The sequence below is a fragment of the Streptomyces sp. NPDC030820 genome (assembly GCF_055572075.1).
Genome location: NZ_JBVIEB010000026.1, coordinates 56,339 through 76,658 on the forward strand (window position 1 = coordinate 56,339; position 20,320 = coordinate 76,658).

At 68.9% G+C, this 20,320-nt stretch carries 18 protein-coding genes and 2 pseudogenes; 8 read left to right on the plus strand and 12 right to left on the minus strand.

All coding sequences use genetic code 11. The annotated features are described in order from the left end of the window. Positions 1 to 19: 19 nt before the first annotated feature. Positions 20 to 439, plus strand: a complete 420-nt coding sequence (locus tag ACZ418_RS41230; protein ID WP_468373540.1) for a hypothetical protein — start codon at positions 20 to 22, stop codon at positions 437 to 439. Here ACZ418_RS41230 and ACZ418_RS41235 read toward each other — a convergent pair. Beyond that, complete coding sequence (locus ACZ418_RS41235; protein WP_468373543.1) at positions 436 to 1,527, minus strand: hypothetical protein; 1,092 nt, start codon at positions 1,525 to 1,527, stop codon at positions 436 to 438. The genes ACZ418_RS41230 and ACZ418_RS41235 overlap by 4 nt on opposite strands. Positions 1,528 to 1,814: 287 nt before the next feature. Between ACZ418_RS41235 and ACZ418_RS41240 the strand changes: the two genes are divergently transcribed. Next, positions 1,815 to 2,114 carry a hypothetical protein gene (locus ACZ418_RS41240; protein WP_468373546.1) on the plus strand — a complete coding sequence of 100 codons (300 nt, stop codon included), beginning with the start codon at positions 1,815 to 1,817 and terminating at the stop codon, positions 2,112 to 2,114. 424 nt (positions 2,115 to 2,538) lie between these two features. On the opposite strand, the gene ACZ418_RS41245 is transcribed toward ACZ418_RS41240, so the two are convergent. From ACZ418_RS41245 to ACZ418_RS41280, 8 genes and pseudogenes are all read right to left on the minus strand, one after another. After that, a complete protein-coding gene (locus ACZ418_RS41245; protein ID WP_468373549.1) occupies positions 2,539 to 6,000 on the minus strand; it encodes a tetratricopeptide repeat protein in 3,462 nt (1,153 codons plus the stop codon). 44 nt (positions 6,001 to 6,044) lie between these two features. After that, positions 6,045 to 6,374, minus strand: coding sequence for a trypco2 family protein (locus ACZ418_RS41250; RefSeq protein WP_468373551.1), 330 nt, complete (start codon positions 6,372 to 6,374; stop codon positions 6,045 to 6,047). 1,132 nt (positions 6,375 to 7,506) lie between these two features. Next, positions 7,507 to 7,797: a hypothetical protein gene (locus ACZ418_RS41255; protein WP_468373554.1), complete on the minus strand. Its 291-nt coding sequence runs from the start codon at positions 7,795 to 7,797 to the stop codon at positions 7,507 to 7,509. Between the two features lie 121 nt (positions 7,798 to 7,918). Continuing rightward, on the minus strand, positions 7,919 to 8,236 hold the full coding sequence (locus ACZ418_RS41260; protein WP_468373557.1) for a hypothetical protein: 318 nt from the start codon (positions 8,234 to 8,236) through the stop codon (positions 7,919 to 7,921). Between the two features lie 49 nt (positions 8,237 to 8,285). After that, positions 8,286 to 9,112 (minus strand): annotated as a pseudogene (locus ACZ418_RS41265) (transposase); the annotation flags it as partial. Between the two features lie 295 nt (positions 9,113 to 9,407). Next, complete coding sequence (locus ACZ418_RS41270; RefSeq protein WP_468373559.1) at positions 9,408 to 10,163, minus strand: S1 family peptidase; 756 nt, start codon at positions 10,161 to 10,163, stop codon at positions 9,408 to 9,410. Between the two features lie 18 nt (positions 10,164 to 10,181). Continuing rightward, positions 10,182 to 10,769 carry a hypothetical protein gene (locus ACZ418_RS41275; RefSeq protein ID WP_468373560.1) on the minus strand — a complete coding sequence of 196 codons (588 nt, stop codon included), beginning with the start codon at positions 10,767 to 10,769 and terminating at the stop codon, positions 10,182 to 10,184. Then, positions 10,766 to 11,668, minus strand: a complete 903-nt coding sequence (locus tag ACZ418_RS41280) for a hypothetical protein (protein WP_468373561.1) — start codon at positions 11,666 to 11,668, stop codon at positions 10,766 to 10,768. The genes ACZ418_RS41275 and ACZ418_RS41280 overlap by 4 nt, the downstream gene beginning before the upstream one ends. A gap of 326 nt (positions 11,669 to 11,994) precedes the next feature. Between ACZ418_RS41280 and ACZ418_RS41285 the strand changes: the two are divergent. Continuing rightward, a pseudogene (locus ACZ418_RS41285) lies at positions 11,995 to 12,432 on the plus strand (transposase); the annotation flags it as partial. Between the two features lie 91 nt (positions 12,433 to 12,523). Here ACZ418_RS41285 and ACZ418_RS41290 read toward each other — a convergent pair. The 3 genes from ACZ418_RS41290 to ACZ418_RS41300 form a co-directional block, all read right to left on the minus strand. Beyond that, complete coding sequence (locus ACZ418_RS41290) at positions 12,524 to 12,745, minus strand: hypothetical protein (RefSeq protein WP_384414195.1); 222 nt, start codon at positions 12,743 to 12,745, stop codon at positions 12,524 to 12,526. Positions 12,746 to 12,767: 22 nt separating this feature from the next. Further along, a complete protein-coding gene (locus ACZ418_RS41295; protein ID WP_468373564.1) occupies positions 12,768 to 13,571 on the minus strand; it encodes a hypothetical protein in 804 nt (267 codons plus the stop codon). Positions 13,572 to 14,074: 503 nt separating this feature from the next. Next, complete coding sequence (locus tag ACZ418_RS41300) at positions 14,075 to 14,764, minus strand: HAD family hydrolase (protein ID WP_468373567.1); 690 nt, start codon at positions 14,762 to 14,764, stop codon at positions 14,075 to 14,077. Between the two features lie 373 nt (positions 14,765 to 15,137). Between ACZ418_RS41300 and ACZ418_RS41305 the strand changes: the two genes are divergently transcribed. From ACZ418_RS41305 to ACZ418_RS41325, 5 genes are all read left to right on the plus strand, one after another. Then, the gene (locus tag ACZ418_RS41305; RefSeq protein WP_468373570.1) at positions 15,138 to 15,578 is read left to right on the plus strand and encodes a DUF3761 domain-containing protein; all 441 of its coding nucleotides are present in this window, start codon (positions 15,138 to 15,140) and stop codon (positions 15,576 to 15,578) included. A 525-nt stretch (positions 15,579 to 16,103) separates the two neighbouring features. Beyond that, positions 16,104 to 17,663: a TerD family protein gene (locus ACZ418_RS41310; RefSeq protein WP_468373573.1), complete on the plus strand. Its 1,560-nt coding sequence runs from the start codon at positions 16,104 to 16,106 to the stop codon at positions 17,661 to 17,663. Between the two features lie 422 nt (positions 17,664 to 18,085). Next, entirely contained in the window at positions 18,086 to 18,346 is a 261-nt protein-coding gene (locus tag ACZ418_RS41315) for a DUF6193 family natural product biosynthesis protein (protein ID WP_468373607.1), read from the plus strand. A gap of 741 nt (positions 18,347 to 19,087) precedes the next feature. Then, positions 19,088 to 19,804 (plus strand): Type 1 glutamine amidotransferase-like domain-containing protein, encoded by a 717-nt coding sequence (locus tag ACZ418_RS41320; RefSeq protein WP_468373609.1) that lies wholly within the window; start codon positions 19,088 to 19,090, stop codon positions 19,802 to 19,804. 168 nt (positions 19,805 to 19,972) lie between these two features. After that, the gene (locus ACZ418_RS41325; protein ID WP_468373576.1) at positions 19,973 to 20,233 is read left to right on the plus strand and encodes a hypothetical protein; all 261 of its coding nucleotides are present in this window, start codon (positions 19,973 to 19,975) and stop codon (positions 20,231 to 20,233) included. The last annotated feature ends 87 nt before the right edge of the window (positions 20,234 to 20,320 follow it).

The following is a 20,320-nucleotide window of genomic DNA, read 5'->3' on the forward strand; positions in this document are numbered from 1 at the left end:
GTCTGGGTTGGGGGTGGGTATGGATCAGGCGGTCTTTGAATCCGTCAGGTACTCCGCGCTGTGCCAGGACTGCGATGCGGAGCTGGAGTGCTGGGGAGTTCAGGCCCTGGTGAATGGCCGGTTGCGCTGGGACGTTGAGTCGACCTGTTCCACTTGTGGCTTTGCTGTAGCCGTGTGCGGTGGTGCCGTGCCGACAGAACGGCGGGACCAGATGCTCTCCGAGCATGGACCCGCGTGGCTGCAGGTGAGCCCTCCGCCGGCGACGAGCGTCGCCATCATGCGCGTGCTGCGGGCCGAGCTCGGCATTGACCTGATGAACGCCAGGGCTGTGCTGCGCCGTGTGTTGGATGGTGACTACTCAGGAACGCTTCCCGAGATGGAGTATCTGGCCCGCGCGCTTCGGAAGTCCGGCATCCCCGCTGCAGCTACTCGTCCTTAAGCGTCTGACCTGGCGAGTTCTGCTGCGTAGGCGGTTCTGGCGGCCCCAGCCGCCCAGCGCTCGGCAGCCGAAGTGCTGATCCTGAGCAGGCGTTGGAGAACCCCTGGGGGATCTGTGTGCAGAGGTCGAGCAAGGCCGCGCATCGCCCGGCTCCGGAGGGAAGCCCGATACTGCGGAGTCGGCGTCCGAGATTCCGGCCGGTCATCGGCCTTCTGGGTATCTGCAGCGATGGGAAGAGCCAGGGTACGTGGCGCTCGTTCGATATCACCGTGCGTTGGTGATCGCGTGCGATGTCGACGAGTTGGAGGGACCAGGCCGTCCATGGGCGGCTGGATCCTCAGACGGATCTTGTTGAGGCGGAGGGCGACGCCGTTCTCGTCATGGATGACGTGGTCGACGGTCAGGCGGCAGGTTCTCGCGGGGAACTGGCCATAGAGCAGAACCATCAGCCCGGCTACGCGGTCCCTGGTCTCGATGGAATCGTCGTTCAGGAGGCGCCTGGCGGTCGCCCAACGTTCGTCGGCGTCGAGCGGGTGGTGGGAGATCCGCTGGGGCTTGGCAGGGATGCTGATACGGGTGGCGAACTTGCTGCGGACCGCCCAGCGGACGAACCGCTGCGATTCGTAGGGGCCTTGGTGGTCTGCCGAAGTGAGCCATAGGTCGATGAGGGGCTGTCGGCAGCTTGCCAGCGTTTCCCCGTGGTCCTTGATCCAAGTCAGGAAGGTGATGGCCTTGGCGATCTGGGTCTGGGCGATGTCGCTGGTGTAGGCGGAGATCGGCTTGCCGCGGGTCCGTCGCCGAATACGAGCGATGCGGTCCCAGCGAGCGAACGCGGTGATCAGGCGGCGATCCTCCAGATCCTTGATGGCTGCGGTCTTCTGTTCGATCCACCGCTCCAGCCGGGCCAGGTACTCGTCCCGCACCGGAAGGATGCCGACGGAAACCAGGACGACTCGGAAGTAGTCGACCGCCAGATCCCGCTGGTGGCTCATGCGGGCGTCAAGGGCTTCGTGGCTGAGCTCACAGGTGCCGGCGGCGAGGTCAGTGACCAGCCGGGTCTTCGTGGCTGACTCACGCAGATAGAGCAAGGTCCGGCGGGGGTTGAGGTCCAGAAGGGCGTTCGCGATCTTGTCGAGCTGGGGACGGCGTTGGCCGTCGGGCGGCGTCAGCAGCGTCCGTAGCTGTCGTTCGCCTGCGCATCGGCGGCAGAGCCCGAAGGGGAACAGCCGCTCGACCGTTCCGCACTGCTGGCAGGGCTTTTGAGCCTCGGGGGCCTTCTCCCAGCAGTTCTCGCAGATGGTGATTCCCCGTACGGTCCTGGCGGTGACGCGGGAGGGGTGTCCACAGTCGATGCAGGGCTCCTGCTTGATCGAGCATGCCCGGCAGCGAGGAAGTCTGTCTTGTCGAACATGCAGCCGCGGAGCTTGCCGCAGGAGCCGCACTGGGCGACCGGCGGTTTGAGGCAGACTGCACAGAGCGGCCCGTCGGCGGTGCGGGCGGCAACGGCATCGAGCCGACCGCAGACACGACATTCTTCCTGGCAGGCGGGCTCCTCTCGGCGGCAGGTGATGCTGATCGCGGCTCCGTCCTCGTCGCGACCGCCGACCGGGCGATGACGTCCGCACCACTTGCAGGGCTCGGCGGGCTACCGACGGAATTCCCTGACCTGCGGTAACGCGACTCGCGTTGTGTGGAGCTCCCGTGCTGAGGTGTGAGGATCCCCGGTGAACTGCCGTCCGTCGCCGTCGTTGGTCCGGGTGATTCGTTCCGGTTCCCAGCTTGGGAACCGACTGGGGGGCGAAGACTTCGAGGGTGGTGAGGAAGCCCGCGAAGTTGGCCAGGAAGCCCCGTCCCAAGCGGACCCCGATCCGGCTTGGCGAGATCAACACCGGGCAGATCGTGAAGCGCCTACGGGAACTGCACGAGTTGGGCGGCGACCCGGCGTTCGAGTCGCACATCCCTTCCTGCTTGACCGCGGGACTCCTATTGGCGCCGGTCTGCCGTGGGGCGATCGTGTGCTGAGCGGCGACGGTTGTGCCAGGCAATCTGGTCTGTCGGGCGTGTCGTGTCGGCTGCTCTCGCGGAACGCCCGCTACAGGTCAATCACTAGCCGGCGACAGGGGATGTTCCTCAAGCCAGCGCCGCACTGCTGCCGCATCCTCTGAGCGCCCGAGCTTGTCGAGTACCCGTGCTTGCAAATCCAGCACGACATGGAGGGCTGGCAGCAGGCCGGGCGTCGTGGCGATGTGACGTCGGTAAAGCTGTACTGTCTCCCCCGTCGCATAGAGCGCGCTGGACAGATCGCCCCCCGCTGCCCTGAGCATGGCCAAAACAGTCAGCGAGCGGGCGAGGCTGGGTTCGTGGGCGGCCGGGTTGTCCTGCGCCAGCCTGCGCTTGATCTTCACCGCCTGCTCGGTAGCGGCCAGGGCCTCGGCCCGCCGCCCCACCTCCCTCAACCGAATGCCGAGGTTGGACAGCGAGCCGGCGAGGCCGGGTTCGTGGGCGGCCGGGTTGTCCTGCGCCAGCCTGCGGTAGATCTCCACCGCCTGCTCGGTAGCGGCCAGGGCCTCGGCCCGCCGCCCCACCTCCCCCAACCGAATGCCGAGGTTGGACAGCGAGCCGGCGAGGTCGAGCTCGTGGGCGGCCGGGTTGTCCTGCGCCAGCCTGCGGTAGATCTCCATCGCCTCCAGCTCGGCGGCAAGGGCCTCGGCCCGCTGCCCCGCCTCCGACAGCCGGTTGCCCAGGTTGGACAGCGAGGCGGCAAGGCGGGGCTGGTGGGCGGCTGGGTGGTCCTGCGCCAGCCTGCGGTAGATCTCCACCGCCTGCTCGGTAGCGGCCAGGGCCTCGGCCCATCGCCCTGCCGAGGACAGGGCCACCCCGAGGTTGGACAGCGACGTGGCAAGGTCGGGTTCGTAGGCGGCCGGGTTGTCCCGCGCCAGCCCGCGCCGGATCTCCACCGCCTCTTCGTTGGCGGCAAGGGCCTCGGCCCGCTGCCCCACCTCCCACAGCCGGTTGCCGAGATTGGACAGCGAGGTAGCGAGGTCGGGCTGGTAGGCGGCCGGGTTGTCTCGCGCCAGCTTGCGCTGGATCTCCACCGCCTGCTCGGTAGCGGTTAGGCCCTCGGCCGGCCGCCCCGCCTCCGACAGCCGGGCGCCGAGGATGGACAGCGAAGCGGCAAGCTCGGGTTCATAGGCGGCCGGGTTGTCCCGCGCCAGCCTGCGGTAGATCTCCACCGCGTGCTCGGCGGCGCTTAGGGCCTCGGCCGGCCGCCCCGCCTCCGGCAGCCGGACGCCGAGGTCGGACAGCGAAGCGGCCAGGCCGGGTTCGTGGGCGGCCGGGTTGTCCCGCGCCAGCCTGCGCTTGATCTCCACCGCCTCTTCGGTGATGGCCAGGCCCTCGGCCCGCCGCCCTACCTCCCACAGCCGGATGCCGAGCAGGGACAGCGAAGCGGCGAGGGCAGGGTCGCTGATTGCGCGTCGTCGGTCGGTGAGGGCGAGGGCGGCGGTGAGGCGCAGGGCGAGGGGGGCGGTGATGGCGGAGGGAAAGGGAAGCGCGGCAGTGGCGGTTTGCAGGGCCGGATAGGTGAGGGGGGTGGTGTCGAGGGCGGCGTCGAGGGTGTCGAGGACGCGGTCGGTGTCGGTGGTGCGTCCGGTGTTGTAGTGGGCGATGGCGGCGCGCGCCAGGACGATGATGAGCTGGGCTTGCTGGCCCGGCGCGGCTGTGGCGAGGAGGGCGGGCAGGGGAAGAGCAGCGTCGATCAGGGCGCGGGAGGCGAGGTACTCGGCGATGCGGTCGGGTTGCAGGGAGCCCCAGTAGCGGTCACCGTCGGCTGGGTACAGCATGGCCAGCCAGGCCGCGGTGCGGGGGGCCTTGTCGGCGGGCAGGTCGGGCACCTGCCGGGTGACCTGTTCGGCTTCGTCGCGGGTGGCTGCTCCGCACAGGGCGGCGGCGGCGACCGCCCAGCGCAGGACGTTTGTGGACAGGCCAAGTTTAAAGGCCGGGGCGTCGGCGCTGCCCTCCCAGAAGCGTTCCTCGTGGCGCAGGAGAATCTGCTCCAGGGGGGTGCCGGGGGGTGTGTCGACGGGGTTGGGTCCCTGCTGCAGCAAGGCGACCAGGGCGGCCAGTTGCAGTGTGAGCACGTTGTCGTAGCGGGGATGGCTCAGGTCTTCGGACGGCTGCAGCGAGACGGCGAGGATGTGCCAGTCGTGCGCGGGCAGGGTGGGGATGCGGCGCAGCAGCCGGGCTAGGTCACGCGCCGCGCGGCCGAATGCCTGATGGCGTTCCTGGGCGGGTCGGCTGGTGGGGATGAGCGGTGCGAGCGGGGTGACGGGGGCTGCTTCGAGCAGGTCGCGCACGGCGGGGGTGGCGGTGAGGGTGTCGGTGCGCCAGGCGCCGTCGGATCGGGCGAGCAGCAGCAGCCGGACACGGTGGCGGGAGCGGTGCAGCTGGGTGATGAGGCTGCGCAGCAGGCGGGGTCGGGTTTCGGCGTAGTCGATGACGAGCAGCAGCGGCAGTGCGGTGTGCAGGGTGGTGAAGTCGGGTGGGGCCGCCCCCGGGGTGAAGGTGTCGGTCAGGTCGGGGCGCAGATGTCCGGTGGCCCAGCCGTTGTGGCTGAGGAGGTCGGTCAGGCGGCGGGCCAGACGGGTCTTGCCCTGCCCGCCCGGGCCGGTGACGACCCGCAGTGCGATGCCGTTTGGGCCGGTGGTGCACCAGGTGTGCAGGTCCGCGAGTTCGCTTTCCCTACCGTGGAAGGTGACGGTTTCGGCGTCGCCGCGCAGGAGCGCTGCGGGGGAGTTGAGGTTTCGGTCGAATGCCGCAGGTTTGAGCAGTGGGGCGGGTTCAACCGGTTCCAGGGCCGGCTCCCATCCGGTGTGGTCGGTGATCAGGGCGCGGAACTCGGCGTCGGTCAAAAGCGTGGCGACGGGGGTGGAGGTCAGGCGGGTGCCGCCGTCAGCCTGCCGGTCGCGCCGCACGATGCCGCATAACAGATCCCCGCCGAGGCCGTCGTCGGCCAAGACGGCGGCGCCGGAAACGCCCGACCAGCCACTCCCGGAACCGGCAGGCTCATCGGTCGATGGAGTGGGGGTGGTGCTGGAAACCTCGTACCGGCCGGCCAGGGCACCGGTGCCCGGAGCGATGTGACCGTGCAGCTGCTCGTCCAGGCGTCGGCCATCGGCGGGGTCTTTTTGCATGCGGGGAAAGCCGGTGAGCGTGACCGGGTGCGCTCTCGTACCGATGATCAGGCCGTAGCGCTGCGGTGGCCGGGTGAGCAGCTCCGTCAGGGACTCCGGGGCCTGCCAGCCGTTGCTCTCCTCAATCTCGATCAGCGCGGCGTCCACCGTGGCGTCGCGGCGCTGCCAGCGCACCGTCGCCGGGAACTGTTTGGGGCTGGTGTCGGGCTGGCAGACCGTCACCGCTTTCGTCGCGGCGGTGTCCAGGCCGTCCAGGACGTGCGCCGCGGTCAGCACCAGGCGCGGCGCGACCAAGTACCCCGTCCCGAACCCGTTCTTGTCCGTGCCCAACCTGGCCACGCGGATCTGCACCCTGCGGTCGATCTCCACCAGCCTTCTCCCCCTTCTCCTGGTCCCGTGCGTGCGTGGTGTGTCTACTCGTCGTCGCTGACGTCGATGTCGCCGCCGCCGGGCCGGTGCGGCGTGAGTTTCACGGTCAGGGTGTGGGTGGCCTTGCGGCTGCTCTCCTTCTTGCCACCCAGGCTGAGCACGCTCCACTTCAACCCGCCGTTGACGCCCTTGGCGCCGGTCAGCTCCAGGCCGAGTTCCAAGGTGGTCTCGCCCAGAGTGAACGCCACCCCCTTGTGGCCGGGCCCCGACGGCCTGGCGACCCGGGCATGGGCTTCGGCGATCTGGTCCCGCAGCAGGGCGATCGCGTCCGCCAGATCCATCCACTCCTCCCCCGAACCACTTGCGCCGCTCATCACCATCCCCCTCCTGTCTCCCCTCCCCGACGGCAGGGGCACGTATTCGGCCTGTTCCCCGCAGTAGCCATGGAGAACACGCCCCAGCCGGGCGCCACGCCCACCGGGCGGCATGCCCCACGCGTTGGCGACCCGACTAACGTACCGTCAGCCGTCAGCCCAGGTGTCGTCCTCGGCATCGTCGGTCACGGACGGATCGCGCAGCGGCTGCAGGGCCCCGTCCGCGGAGACCGCAGCAGTCCGCCCGCGGCCGCCAGGGCGGCCAACTCCTGCCCCAGCATCCCCAGCCCCCTCTTTCCGGGTACGCGCCGACCACCCAGCCTGCCAGCGAACGGCGTGTGAACGCGGTCAAGCTGACCGTAATGCAGGGAACTCGGCCCTGTCCGCCGTCTCGCCCGTTCCGCCACACCCGGTCATGCTCTCCGTCATCACCGTCCGGGTCACGCCCGACCAAGATCAATCCCGACGTTAGGAGTTGTACCGACGTTCCCCAAGACCGACCTCGCCCAGGACGCCGAAAGCCGGGCCTCGCGAGCACGTGCCGTGGCCGAGACGTTGGCCGCCGAGTGCGGCGGGGCTGTGCGAGTGCTTGTCACAGAGAACCTTCCTGAGGTTGGCATATGCGTGCACGGCAGGACATAGCCAATATGTGAACACGTGAACCATCTATCCCCCTATCGGGTGGCCAGGGCTCCACCATCAAGCCTGGCCTCGGCCCCCCCCTGGACTCACGCGTCGTGATGACCGTCAGACTGCTCAAGGCTTCAAAAACTCCTCCATGTTCGCTGTTCAGCGAGACGGCCATCCTTCGGGAAGACGGGAGACGAATGTCCGTTGCCAGGGAAGTTAGTCCGATGGAAGGCGCTGACCTGTGCGGACCAACTTCATTGACGAAGCGTCCGCGTGGTAGCTCTCGCGCTCCGAACTCCATGACCTGCAGACGACTGGATTGGATGGCAGGGTCAGCCACGGACTGGGTTGGCTGTCGACGGACAACGAACCTGCGGCGGCTCGCCCGCACTGATCCGCTACGCGCATTCCGTCACCCCGCGAACCGCATTTCGTCGGTTCCTCTCGGCCTTCGCGCGGTTGTAGCAGGTCCCGCAGACCCTCATCCGCTTGATCGAGTGCGTCAGCCGGACCGCGCGGTCACAATCAGGCACTTCGGCGCTGGAACGCCCTCGGCTCCGACCCGGTGCAACCGGTCTACCAGCAGCATGGTCCGCGGCGAGGGGGCAGCCTGCCCCATCAGGAGGCCCGGCTCATTTTGGACATCCCAGAGCAGACGACGAGCGACCGGGGCCAGTTCCCCGGTGACCTCAGTGATCACCGTCTGGAGCACGGTCTTGTCGAGCCCGACGCCGGACAGGTGGCTCAGCAGGTCGGCGACCGGGTCCTCAGTGCAGTCGGACTTGAAGCACAAGCGGCAGACCTCGACCGAAGCGGTCCAGACCGTAGCACAGGGTCTCGCCGTTGCCGCAGGCCCTGCAGGCCCAGCCCTTTTCCCGCGTGCGGTAGTTGCTGCCTAATGCTGAGCTTGTCGTTTAACCACAGGCGTTCGGCGGGGTCGCGGCAACGGTGACCTGGGCGGTCCAGGACCCGGCTTCCCGAGGCGGATCCCAGGTCACGTCGACGCGTACTTCGTGGAAGTCGTTTGCGAGTCCCACCACCATTGCCGCCGCGGCGGCCCGTGCCTCGGCTGGTCCGGCGTTGACCGGAACGTCGGCGAGGCGTCCGCAGAGCATCCCGCCTTCAGCGGTGAGGACACTGTGGCGCCAGCCTTCCGGCGTCGCGAGCAGGACGATGCCCTTCGGCATGCCGAAGGGAGGTCGCCTCTTCTTCTCCTGCTTTCGTCTCACCATGGAGCCATCCAACCTCGTCGGCTTCCTGACGGTTCAGGCGGGCGGAGCTTCAGGTGCCGCGGCGGGGCTTGGTGCCGACTTTGTGGTGGGCGGGACGGCTGAACGCCTCGCCGGTGGCGAGGACCCGCCCGACGTCGTGACGGGTGGCCGGTAGCTGGTTCTTCGAGCCTGGCGGCCTGCCGGGGCCTGGGCGGGATGGTTTCGGTGCACCAGCCGGGGAGCCGGTCTTCGCGTGCAGGTTCCTGAACACTCTGCGGACGCGGGCGGGCGTGAGCTTGTTCGGCTCGGTCGGCTTCTCCCAGGGCCTGCGGAGGTCGGTGGTCAGCGGTTGGGCGAGCCGGGGCAGCGATCACGAGCCAGGTCCACCGGTCGGCCGCTTCCGAGCTGCGAAGCCGGGGCTTGGTCCAGCCTAGGGTCTGCTTGAACAGGCGGAATGTGTGCTCGATGTCGAAGCGGCGAAGGAAGCACTGCCAGCAGCGGTCGACGTCCGCTTCGGTGGCGCCGGTGCGCGACCACCACAGCCAGACCGGCTTGTTGACCCCGCCGCTGGGCAGCTTCTGAACGACCAGGCGGATGACGGTGCCCTCGATGATGGGCAACGGCCCGTCGTGCTCGAGCCATGCGGCCCGGCGGGTCAGCCGCGGGTGCAGCCGGTCCCACGCCTGTGCGGTCGCCTTCCCGTAGAGCGGGTGTCCGTGACCGTCACGGCCTGCTCGGTGCCCAGGTTGCGGGGTGGCCGCATACGAACTCGCCGCCGTGCTTGGGCGGCCGGCCGCCCCTGGGGTTGGCCAGGTGGAACTCTTCGCGGGAGGGTGTCGGACGCCGCATTACCCGATCTGAACGGAGCCGGCCGAGGATCTCGACGGGTACCCACCGATCAGCCGTGTGAACAACGCTTCAGGTCAATACACCTAGGCGCTCCGCGGCCGTCAGCCTAAGAACGCCGCGGGCGTCCCGCGCCTTGAGCAGGGCGCGGTGGGGGCTGAGATGGCAGCGGAAACGCTGAGTGAGCTCGGCTATACGGTCGAGCCGCCTGCGGGTCTACGTCGACGGCGTAAACCGGCTTGCCCGGGCCGGAGCGCTCGTAGTGGCGGATGATCTGCCCGGTGGGGCGGTCCGGGCCGGACAGGCGGTTGAGACCGTGGCAGGTGAGGACGCCGCGAGACGGCGATCACCCGCTCGGTTGGGTGTGCGCCACGTGGTCGATCCACGGCACCAGTGGTGCCACGCTGACGTACACCCCGATGTCGTCGACGCGGCAGCTGGGGCCCCAGCTGATGATGCCGGTGATGGTCGTCGCCGCAGGTGTCGCCAGGACGGGGCCGCCCGACTCGCCGGTGCAGGTGTTCCGTGTGGCCCCGGGAGCCGGCTGGGCGCACAGCTGCCACTGCGGGCGCGGCGCGATGCCGAGATCGCGTTGGGCGCGTACACAGCGCTGCGGATCGGTGAACCGGAGGGCCACTTCAGAGCGCCGGCAGGGGGCTACGCCACCGTAGCCGTCTCGTCCCCAGCCGAATGCCGTGCCCGTGGCCGGCACGGATGATGTCCGGGTGGGAAGCCGTGCGGGCGGCACGCGGACAGAGCCGGTCAGGACGAGCAGCGCTGCGTCCACGGAGCGATCCGGGTATGCCAGCGTGCGGGTGACGTGCGCGCGTTGGCCGGTGACGGGCGCTGTGTGGCACAGGTTGTCAGCCCCGACGACCGCGTCGATGGACCCGTCGCGGCGGCCGCTCAGGCAGTGTCGCGCGGTGAGTACGAGGTCGGGTGCGACGAGGGTGCCGCCGCAGAACTGGCCGTTGAAGATGTCGTTGCGTGGCGCGGAGGCGTTGACCAGCGCGACGACGTTAGGGACGGAGGGCCGGGCGGCCGGCGGGCCGCCGGCGCGGAGGGTCACCCCTCCGGCCAGCAGCCCGCCGACGAGCACCACCCACAGGGCGTCCCGATCTCAGGAGCATTGCTTCTTCTTCGTCTCCACTTGGAGGCTGATCAGGTTGTGCCACCGGTACTTCTTCGAGCCGACGTGGTAGTCGACCAGTACGGCACGCATGCCGACGTGTGTAGTGCCGGTCACCTTGACCACCGTCACCAGGTTGTACGCCGAGACGATCCTTTCCTTGACGCCTTCGGGTGGCAGGGTCGCCCCGACCGCCGGCTGCCGCGCCGCCCAGCCCGCCGAGAGGAAGTCGGCGGGCGGTGGATAGGAGGAGTAACCGTAGTCGGTGGACCGTTTGCCCAAGAGGAAGGCTGTGACGAGGTGCAGGCCATGGGGATCGAGAAGGGTGATCTTGTCGATCACCGCCTTCTGATCACCGTAGTTGTCGAGGTCGTCGCCGCCGAAGGCGACCGACCCGCCGGTCGGGACGGGCACACACACCTGACCGGAGTTGATCGGCTGCTGGTCCTTGCCGTCGAAGGGGCCGCCGTAGGCGACGGAGGCAGCGGAGGTCGTACCGGAACAGCCGGTGAGGAGGCCGAGAAGCAGACTGGACGTGATGGCGGCGAGCCCTGCGCGAACGGCGGAAAGGCGCTTCACGGGTTGTATCCGCTGCTCGTTCCGGTCGCGACGAACCGGTGGGGATGGGAGCCGCCGACCGAGCCGGCCGTCCCGCACAGGTAGCGGGTGGCGTGGAAGCTGTAGTCGACGGTCGCGGTGTTGGAGTAGCCGGTCTCCGTGGAGAAGTTCACCCCCACGTCGCCTGCCGGCTCTGCCCCGTTGGCCCAGGTGACCGCGCTGGTGGTGGTCCGCTGGAAGTGGCTGCCGTTGATGTACTTCGCGCACGTGCCCGACATCGTCTTGGGGATGGACGCGGAACTCGTCGTCGCACCGCCGAAGTAGGAGGTGGGCCGTACCTCGTAGTGCGTCCTGCACTGGACATCCTGCGGGGTGACGCCGTACGTCACGCAGTCGACGCGGTACTTGGCGTAGTTGAACTGGGTCTTGTAGTAGACGCCGTGGTGATCGCCATAGGACGGGTAGGAGTTGGTGATGGTACTGGACTTCGAGGTGGTGCCGCCCGACTTCCAGGAGCCGAACGTCCCACTGCCGGACACCCCGACACCGAGAGAGCTTGTCGCGCCCTTGGCGTAGGTGAAGGTGTGGGACACCTTGGAGGTGGCGCTGTAGGTCTGGCCGATGATGACGTTTTCCCCGCCGTACTTCTTGAGCACCGTCGAGCTGCACGACTTGGGGACGCCCGCGTCGTAGTCGGGTCCGGGATCGTCGGTGCCGGTGTCGCCCGTCGGGGCCCAGAAGGCCGAGGTGTCGGTGATGGCCACCGGGGTGTCGCTGTCCTCCACGACAGGCGCCGATTCATCGGTGGCGCCCATGGAGGCGGCGTACGGCGTGACGGTGGAGCCGGTGTCGAGTACCAGGTCGACCGCTACAGGGGCGGTGTCGGAGGAGTCGTTGGCATCCGGGTTCGTGGCGGTCAAAGACGACGCGTCCGCCCCGGGGGCGTCTGCCGCCGCGTCCCCGCCGGTGTCCACGGGGGCGGCGAGGAACGAGGGGCGGGGACCACGCCCCGAGGCGTGAAACGATCTCAACGGCCCGAAGCCGTGACGATTAGGCACATCCCCCCTAGGGAAAATGATTGGGTCGGTCTTCGTGGCGAAGCCCGGGCCTGATCATGAAGTTGACGTGAAGAAGACGTCAATCAAAGGTTTCGTCAACTAAAGATCTAGTGAAGGTCATCTCGCTCGCGGCCCGGCCCGGCGTGGACTAGACCCCCCGCCGGCCCTCTCTGACAGTGCGACAAGGGCACGCCATCGCGGAGCGAGGTTGTCAGTGCCGCCCCGGGCAACGCGGGGACTCGCCGCTGTTCGAACCCGTACTGGAGAAAGTCCGCGCGCCCCGCATAGGGTCGGGCCGGCCACGTGTCCGTCCCCATCGGGTCCGCGCCGACAAGGCGTACGCCTCCCGCAGAAACCGCGCGTACCTGCGGCGCCGCGGAATCCGCTGCACCATCCCCGACAAGGCCGACCAGGCACGCAGCCGGAAGAAGCTCGGCTCCCGCGGCGGCTGACCACCACGTTTCGACCCGGCCGACTACCGCAAGCGCCACGCGGTCGAGTGCGGGATCAACCGCTTCAAGAGGCACCGCGCTGTCGGCACGCGATACGACTGTGAGGATGTAGGGGTGCCGCCTTGGGCGGTGGTCTGGCCCGCGATACGACTGGCCTTGGTGCCTTGCGTTTGATCTGCCGACTGCTGTCAAACGCGGCTTCGTCTTCCTCGGGAGCGCGACTGCCGCAGCCCTCGTCATCTGGCTCCGCTCGTGAAGGCCAGAATCAGTCCTCATCCTCAGGCAGGTGGAAGTAGACGGTCCCCGACCGCCAGGGGCCGTGCTCGGTCATCTCCGACTCGATCACCACGTCCTGGATCTCGGCGGGGCCCAAAGCCTCGATGGCATCGGCCAGCCGCCGCAAGAGGGCCGGAACGCTATCGCAACCGGGGCCTGCGGGGTTGGCCTGCGAGAAATGGCGCACGGTCCAGTGCGTGGGGGTATCCATACGCACCGATCGTAAGACATGCCTACGCGGCCTGGACCAGGACGAACCGCTCCGGCCGGGAGCGCACCAGATCAGCCAGCACGGCGGCCGCCGCCATACCCGCCTCGCCGAGAACAGCGACCGCCTGCGACAGGGCACCGGGCCCCTGCGCACAGATTGCCTCCAGATTCTCCTTGACCCAGGCGCACACCCGCTGCGGATCCTCGGCCAGCAGCCTCCGCAGGTACGGCCCGGCCGGCCAGCGCGTCTGCTCGGGCAGCAGCCGGGCCATCGGCAGCAGGTCGAGCCAGCGCCCGCTCACAGCGGCCTGGAAGAAGTACACCCCTGCCCGCGGGTCGGTCATCCTCTCGACCTCGTCCGTGTCCTGCTGCACCGGGGCATCCAGCCGGGCCAGCTCCCGCAGCCGGTCCGCCCGCTCGGGCAGGGTGAGGAAGAGCTGCTCCATGGCGGCCGTGGTGTCGTCGAACTGGCGGCGTGTCTCGTCGGCCCCGCTGTGGGATCCGTGCAGCACACCGGAGGCGGAGCTGTAGAAGGCGCTCCAGCTGCGGGCCGCTTCCGTCTCGGCCAGCCCCTCCTGCCGGGTCTGCTCGGCCACCAGGTGCCCGATCTGCCGGGTGCGGAACCCGCCGCGGTCCGCCTGCTCGGCACGCAGCTCCTCGACCGCATCGGCGAGGACATCCAGATCCGCAGCCCCCACCTCGTGCTGCCGGCGCCAGGCATCCGTCACGGCCCCGGCGGCCTCGGTGACCGCCTTGGTGGCACGGCGCAGCCCGGGGAATCCTCGCCCGCGATACTCAGGACACTGTCCAGTGCGCCCCGCAGACACGACTGCGCCACCTCATAAGGCGCATGGAACGCGTCGGTGTTGTTCAGGACGTGGGCGGCGTCCCGCATCAGGCTCAGCGTCCGCCGGCCCTTGTCGCCTTGACCCTGCAGGGCTGAGACGAGTGCCGGGCGTATCACGCACGGGGCCGGCGACGGCCCGGCCTGCTGTGCAGGGGCAAGAGGATCAGACACCGGCTCACCGTAGCCGCCCGGCCCGGGCATGGTGCCTCCCTGGGCCAGCACCGTGGCCCGGACGATCCCGGAGGCCCGGGAACGGACCCGGGTGCCCGAGCTTGTCCTTCACCCTCGGGCACCCGTCTTGCTTGCATGAGGATCGTCAGTCGACTTGCGGTTTTGCCCGCGTCGCGGCGGGTTGCTATGGGTGCCGGGAGTCGTTGTGCGTCGGTGCGAGCTCGATGCCGCGAATTCTGCGGAGCCAGCTGACAAACAGCCGGAGCGCGATTCCGCACCCGGCACACCAGCCCCAGCCCTGTGTGACACACGTCAAAGGAGTTGGAGCACCTCGGCCAGTGCGCCGGGACGCCGGTCAACGGGCAAGGGATCGACCAGGTGGACCTGGCACCCCAGCGTGGCAGCGCCGACGTCCGCAACGGGCTCGTCTCCCACCATGAGTGCATCTCCGGGCGCCACTCCGAGCTTGTCGCACGCCATCTGGAAGATCCGGGGATCGGGCTTCTTCACCCCGCACTCGAAGGAGAGGAAGTAGGCGTCCACGAGGTCATCGACACCGTGGTCGCGGAAGACGGGGCGCATGTCCCAGCCGATGTTGCTGACGACAGCGACCGGGATGCCTCGCCCGTGCAGGGCGCGGAGGGTTTCCTCGGTGTCGGGATACGGCTGCCATGCCCCGGGCACTTGGGAGCGTTCGTACAGGGCCTCGGCCAGGTCAGCCGACGGCAGCGTCGCCTCCCGGGTGAGGGCTGTGAAGGCAGCCCGGTGTCGTTCGGCGGTCAGATCGCGCTCGCGCCACAGTGCCTCCAGATGGGGCGGCACTCGGCGCGGAGGCACCCCTCCGGGCTGGGCCCCGAACTCTTCCAGCCGGCTGGCGCACGCGTCGAGTTCACCCTCGGGCACGTCCAGACCGGCCTTCGTTGCCACCGCGCGCAGCCACTGCGCGGCCGATTCGATCCGGAAGAGGGTCCCGGAGAAGTCGAACATCACACCCTTGATCATGCAGCCGATCCTGGCAACGCCGACGAACCGGCCGCAAGCCCGAGACGATCAAGATCTGCAACCCGAGCAATCCACCAACGTCCTCAGACCCTTGATGCCCGAATCACTGAGGAACAAGATCCACGCTGGTCGATTCAGGAATCGCCATCACGATGAGCGAACTCGAGTGAATGCTGGGCCGCCGGAGCAGGTACGGGGCGAAGGGTACGGCCTGCATCCCGCGCATGTACGGGGGTTGCGCGGTTTCTGGGGAGGGTTTGTAAAGTGTTCAACTGCCCCGTGGCGTGTGTCCGGGTGTTCGTTGTAAGGGGATCGTCGCGTGAGCCAGTACCAGCCCGGGCCGTGGGCCGTCCGTCCGCCTGAGCCTGTCCGCATGCCTGATATCCGCCCGCTGCACAAGCGCAAGCGCGTGTGGGTCGGTGGTTTCGTGCTGCTCGCGGTCGGTGCCGCGTTCGGTGGTGGTAATTCCAGTGCGGCCATTCCCGCGCCGCGCCCTACGGTCACCGTCACCGCGACCGCCACGAAAACTGCAGCGCCGGCCCCGGCGGTCACCGTGACGAAGTCGGCAGCGCCGGCCCCGACCGTCACCGTGACCAAGACGGCCAAGCCGGCGTCAGCGGCCACCCATGAGTCAAGTTCCGGCTCCTCGGGAAGCAGCAGCGGCGGTTCGTCATCGGGCAGCTCGTCAAACTCCGGCGGCACGACTGACCAGGCCGGGGCTACCGCCTTGTGCAATGACGGCACCTACAGCTATGCCGCTCATCACCAGGGAGCCTGCTCCCATCACGGCGGTGTCGCCGTCTTCTACAGGTAGCAGGCGCGGCTCGGCTGCCAAGTTGCAGCGCGGCGGCTGCGATCGGGCGATATGGGGCAGTCCCAGGGCAGACGTGGTCGGCTGGCCAGTCCTCACGGTGGTGCCGACGGGAGCGCGGCCAGGTCGTGTTGGGCTGCCGGGGTGCGATGTTGGCAGCGGTCGGTCGTCAAGAACAGGCGCCTTGCGCGAGGAAGGCAAGAACGGAGAGGAACCATGGCTTTCGGCTTTCGTGTGGGTGTGCCGGGGATGAGCGTGCGGGTTTCGACTCGGGGTGTACGCACCTCCGTGGGCCCCCGCGCGGCGCGCATCAGCATGGGCAGCGGCGGCACGCGGATCTCTTCCGGGGTGGGCCCGTTCTACGCCTCCAGTTCCCTGGGCGGAGGGCGCCGCCGCACCAGCACGAGCCGTACGACCCGATCGCGAGTTGTCGCCCCATCAGCAGCGCAGCTGGAGCGTGCTCGCCGGCAGGCCGAGCGGGCCCAGCAGGAAGCGGAACGCGATGCAGCGATCGCCGAGTTGAAAGAGATGCGGCGGCAGACAACCAGTGTTCACCTGCAGTCTTTCACCCCGGCCCGGCCGCCGGTGGTACCGGGGCCTCAGCAGCTGAGCCTGGCCTGGGCCCTGGCACAGGCCCAAGCCCACCACTTGGCGGGGCTGGGCCTGTTCGCCCGCACCGAACGGGCAGCGGCCAAGCGGAGGGCCGAGGACGACGCTCCGGCCTACCTGGCCGCCGAGCAGGCCCGCCTGCACGCCGTCCACAGCCAGTTGGCCGCCGAAGCTGATCAGTGGTGGCAGGCCCTGATCGCCAACGACGAGGAGACCGTGTGCGAGGCGGTCAATTACGCCTTCTCCGACAACCCCGCCGCAGGCTGCGCAGTCGGAGTCGACGGGGCAGTGCTGTCCGTGGTGATGCGGCAGCAGGACATCGACTCGCTGCCCGACCAGACGCCCGGAGTCACCCCCAGCGGGCGCCCCACTCTCAAGACCCTCAGCAAGCGGGACCGCACCCTGTGGTGGCTCACCTCCCTGGGGTCGAACATCGTTGCCACGCTCAAAGAGGCATTCGCCGTCGCACCCGGGATCACCGCCATCGACCTGGCCGCGCTCACTCGCCTGCCCGACACCCAGCGTCTGGGGTTCGTGGCCTACGGCCGCTGGACACGCCAGGCCATCGAAGCCGGCCCGTGGCGGGAGACGACCGACGCGCTGCGGTTCCTCGACACCGGCCAGGACGTCGCCTGCTCGGTCACCGCTACCGCTTCCGGAAACCTCTCCAGCGCCATCAAGCCCCTGGACACCAGCCGACTGCCCGGCCTGCAAAGCCTCCTCGACCACGCCCAGGACGACACCGGAGCCGGCGATGCGACCCTGGCCGACCTCGACGGAGACCTGCGCGCCAACATCCCTGCCGCATCGTCCACTCTCCTGCCGGATCCCTACCGGATCCGCCCCTTCGCCGAGTGGAAGAGCCAGACCGCTCCCCTGACGCCGCCGCACGCTCCCGCGGCGCCGGCCCCCACACCTGCGCGGCCGAGCCACGCCCCTGCGACCGCCCTCGCGCCGGGACAGAACCTGGTGCTGCCCGAGGATGCCTGGCAAGAGCTGCACATCGCCTTCAGCTTCGCCGGCGCCGACGCCGACCTCACCCTCTTCCTGACCGACACCGGTGGGCAGGTCACCTGCGACGAGGACTTCGTCTTCTACAACCAGCCCTCCGCCGCCCACGGCGCGGCCCGCCTGCTGGGCAAGCAGACCGACGGCCCGCACACCATCGAACGCGCAGTCCTCCACCTCGCAGCCCTGCCCGCCGACATCCAGCGCGTCACGATCGCCATCAACATGGACGTCGACACCGGCCTGACCTGCGGCGCCCTCACCCACGCAGCCCTTCATATGGACTGCGCCGCCGGAGCCGCGTGGACATTCCAGCCGCCCACGGACCCCGACATCCGCGCCATGGCCATCGCCGAGCTGTACCGGCACACCACCAACGGCCAGCCCGTCTGGAAACTCCGCGCCATCGGCCAAGGCTGGGCCGACGGCCTCGACGCACTGGCCCGCGTCCACGGCGTCAACGTCACATAGCCAGACGACACCCTGGGCCGGCAGCCGCCGGTCGCTCCGCATCCGGTCGACGATCTCCTCGGGCATCGCCGCATCCATGAAGTCCACCGGCTCCAGGAGCGCGCGCACCATCTCGGGGTCGTCGTTCTGGGTGGCCGGGCGGATGAGGTACCGCTCCAGCTGCACGCCGCCGGGGCGGAGCCGAGTCCCGGCGCTGCCGCGGCGCGTCGTGGTGTTCTGCACGTGGTCGGGAGGCTCGTCCCACGGCCTTCATCCTGACCAGGACAGATGGCTGTGGCATGCTCGCCCACGTGACTCATGGTCCAGCTGGCGGATGGTCCTTCGCGACCGTGCGGGAGGCAGCCACCTTCGGGTTCGGCAAGCTCACGGGCGAGCCCGGCGTCAACCACGCCAGGGGCGAGAGCGGGACGCTTTATCAGGCCATGCCCGAAGCCCCTGACATCGTCACGGCCTGGCGCCCCCTGCTGGAGTGCACTCCAGGGACCCGCCAAGGCGACCCGTTGGTCATCGAAGCCGCGCACGCACAGCCGCAGCTGCGAGCCCTCTTCCCGACTCATGGCACGTTGCACTTCTTGCGGAGCGCCCCGCCCTGTCGCGAGTCGGACGACTTGCCCTTCATCGCCTGCAGTGGGCCGCCCTACAAGGCCTATGCGTCCGGCTACGCCGGAAGGAACGACGCCTGAAGAAGCTGCCGCTCTCGTGGTCGCTCATCTGCCGACCGGCCCCCCGGGCACGGGAGGTTGAGGCGACGCAGCCGTGGGGAATTACGTGAACTCAGACCTAGGGAATTCCCTGATCGTCCACAGGCGAAGAAGCACCCCGGATACAACGGGTCCTCCTCCCTGCCGACGCGGGGGTGTTCCGCCACGAGCACGACCCGAAGCGGTCCCCGGCCGACCTCGAGGCCGTTCTACGACGGGCGAGTGACCCGCATCCACGTCATCTGCGACGGACCTGCCACCATCGGCAGCCGTCACGGCGGTCGGGGATCTGATCTCACCTCGGACATACCGCGGGCCCCGGGGGAGAGGACCTCCCCGGGGTCCGCTGTATGGAGTCGTGCTCAAGGACGGCGGGACGCCGTCGTCACGCCTCGGGCTGTGAAGGCACCTCCTGACGCAGGCAGTACACGCACCTGGACTCCGAGTCGACGCGGCCCATGCACCGCCGACAGTCCTCGCGTTCACGCACAGGCCCCCGGCCGTCCGCGCAGCCGGGGCAGGTCATCACCGGCTGACGGAAGCCGAAGCTGACCACCCACCCGTCGCCTTGGGCAGCGTCACGCGCCAGCTGCGAGACCTCGGAGGCCGAGCGCGCGTCTTCGTCGTCGCCCTGTCCTGATGCAGCCATGACATGGTGACGTCCGTGACGCGTTGGCGAACGGCTTGTTGTTGACGCGTGCGGCGTTCCTTGGGAAGGACATGATGAAGCTTCTCCTCACCGACTCCGGCGTCAAGAACGCGAGCATCCAGGATGCGTTGGTCGATCTCCTGGGTAAGCCGATTGCCGAGTCCAGCGCCCTGTGCATCCCCACCGCGGGGTACGGGGGCCCGTACGCCGATCCGGGCGGGCCATGGCGATTCATCAGCGGACTATCTACCAGCCCCATGACCGAGCTGGGGTGGAAGTCGGTGGGCGTGCTGGAGCTCACCGCGCTGCCCAGTATCGAGGCGGCGCTCTGGGTCTCCTGGGTCCGGGAGGCCGACGTCCTGCTGGTCAACGGCGGTGACACGCTGTACCTGTGCCACTGGATGCGGGAGTCCGGGCTGGCTGAACTCCTGCCGTCGCTGCCCGACACGGTCTACGTGGGTCTCAGCGCCGGGAGCTGTGTGATGACCCCCCGCATCGGGGAGGAGTTCGTGGGCTGGAAGCCGCCCACCGGCGGCGACAGCGCGCTGGGCGTGGTTGATTTTTCGATCTTCCCGCACCTGGATCATCCGGATTGTCCGGACAACACCATGGCCGCGGCAGAACGATGGGCGGCCCAGATCGCGGGGCCGGCGTATGCGATTGACGAGCAGACCGCCATCAAGGTGACCGGCGGCGCCGTCGAAGTGGTCTCCAAGAGCCACTGGAAGTTGTTTATACCGAGGTCGTGCTCGGCGGTGTCCGCACTCATCGCGATGAAGGGGTCCCAGTAGTTCTCGCCGAAAAAACAACGCTAAGCCGAGCGGTAGCCCCTGATCTGGGTGATCTCAGGGAATCGGTGGCGGATAACGACCGGGAGTCGTGGGACCGGATCTGCGACGGGCTGTCGCGGGAAGCAATAAGCCTGATGATGGTGCTGTCCCGGGCCCGCGCACCCGTACATGGCCCGGGACTGCGGGCGGGCGGTACGGGAGGCCGCGGGCATCACGCCGCGCGAGGGCGGGATGCGCGAGGCACTTCAGCAGCAGGTCGCCAAGGGGCTGCCGATGTCCGTGCTCACCGTCGGACAGCACCACCTGGTGGGGCCCGAGGAGTGGCCGGACGAGCTGCCAGCCGCAGTGCTCGGCGCGGTGCGGAGCACGCAACAGATCAACTCCGACCCGACCATGGCGAACCTGCGAGATCCGGGCTACCCCGTGTAGGTGGGCGCCGGAGAGTAGCGCAACACCGCTCGATTCAAGGGATTTTCGGGGATTCCCGCTTGCCCACAGAGTGCGGCCGGGTACCGC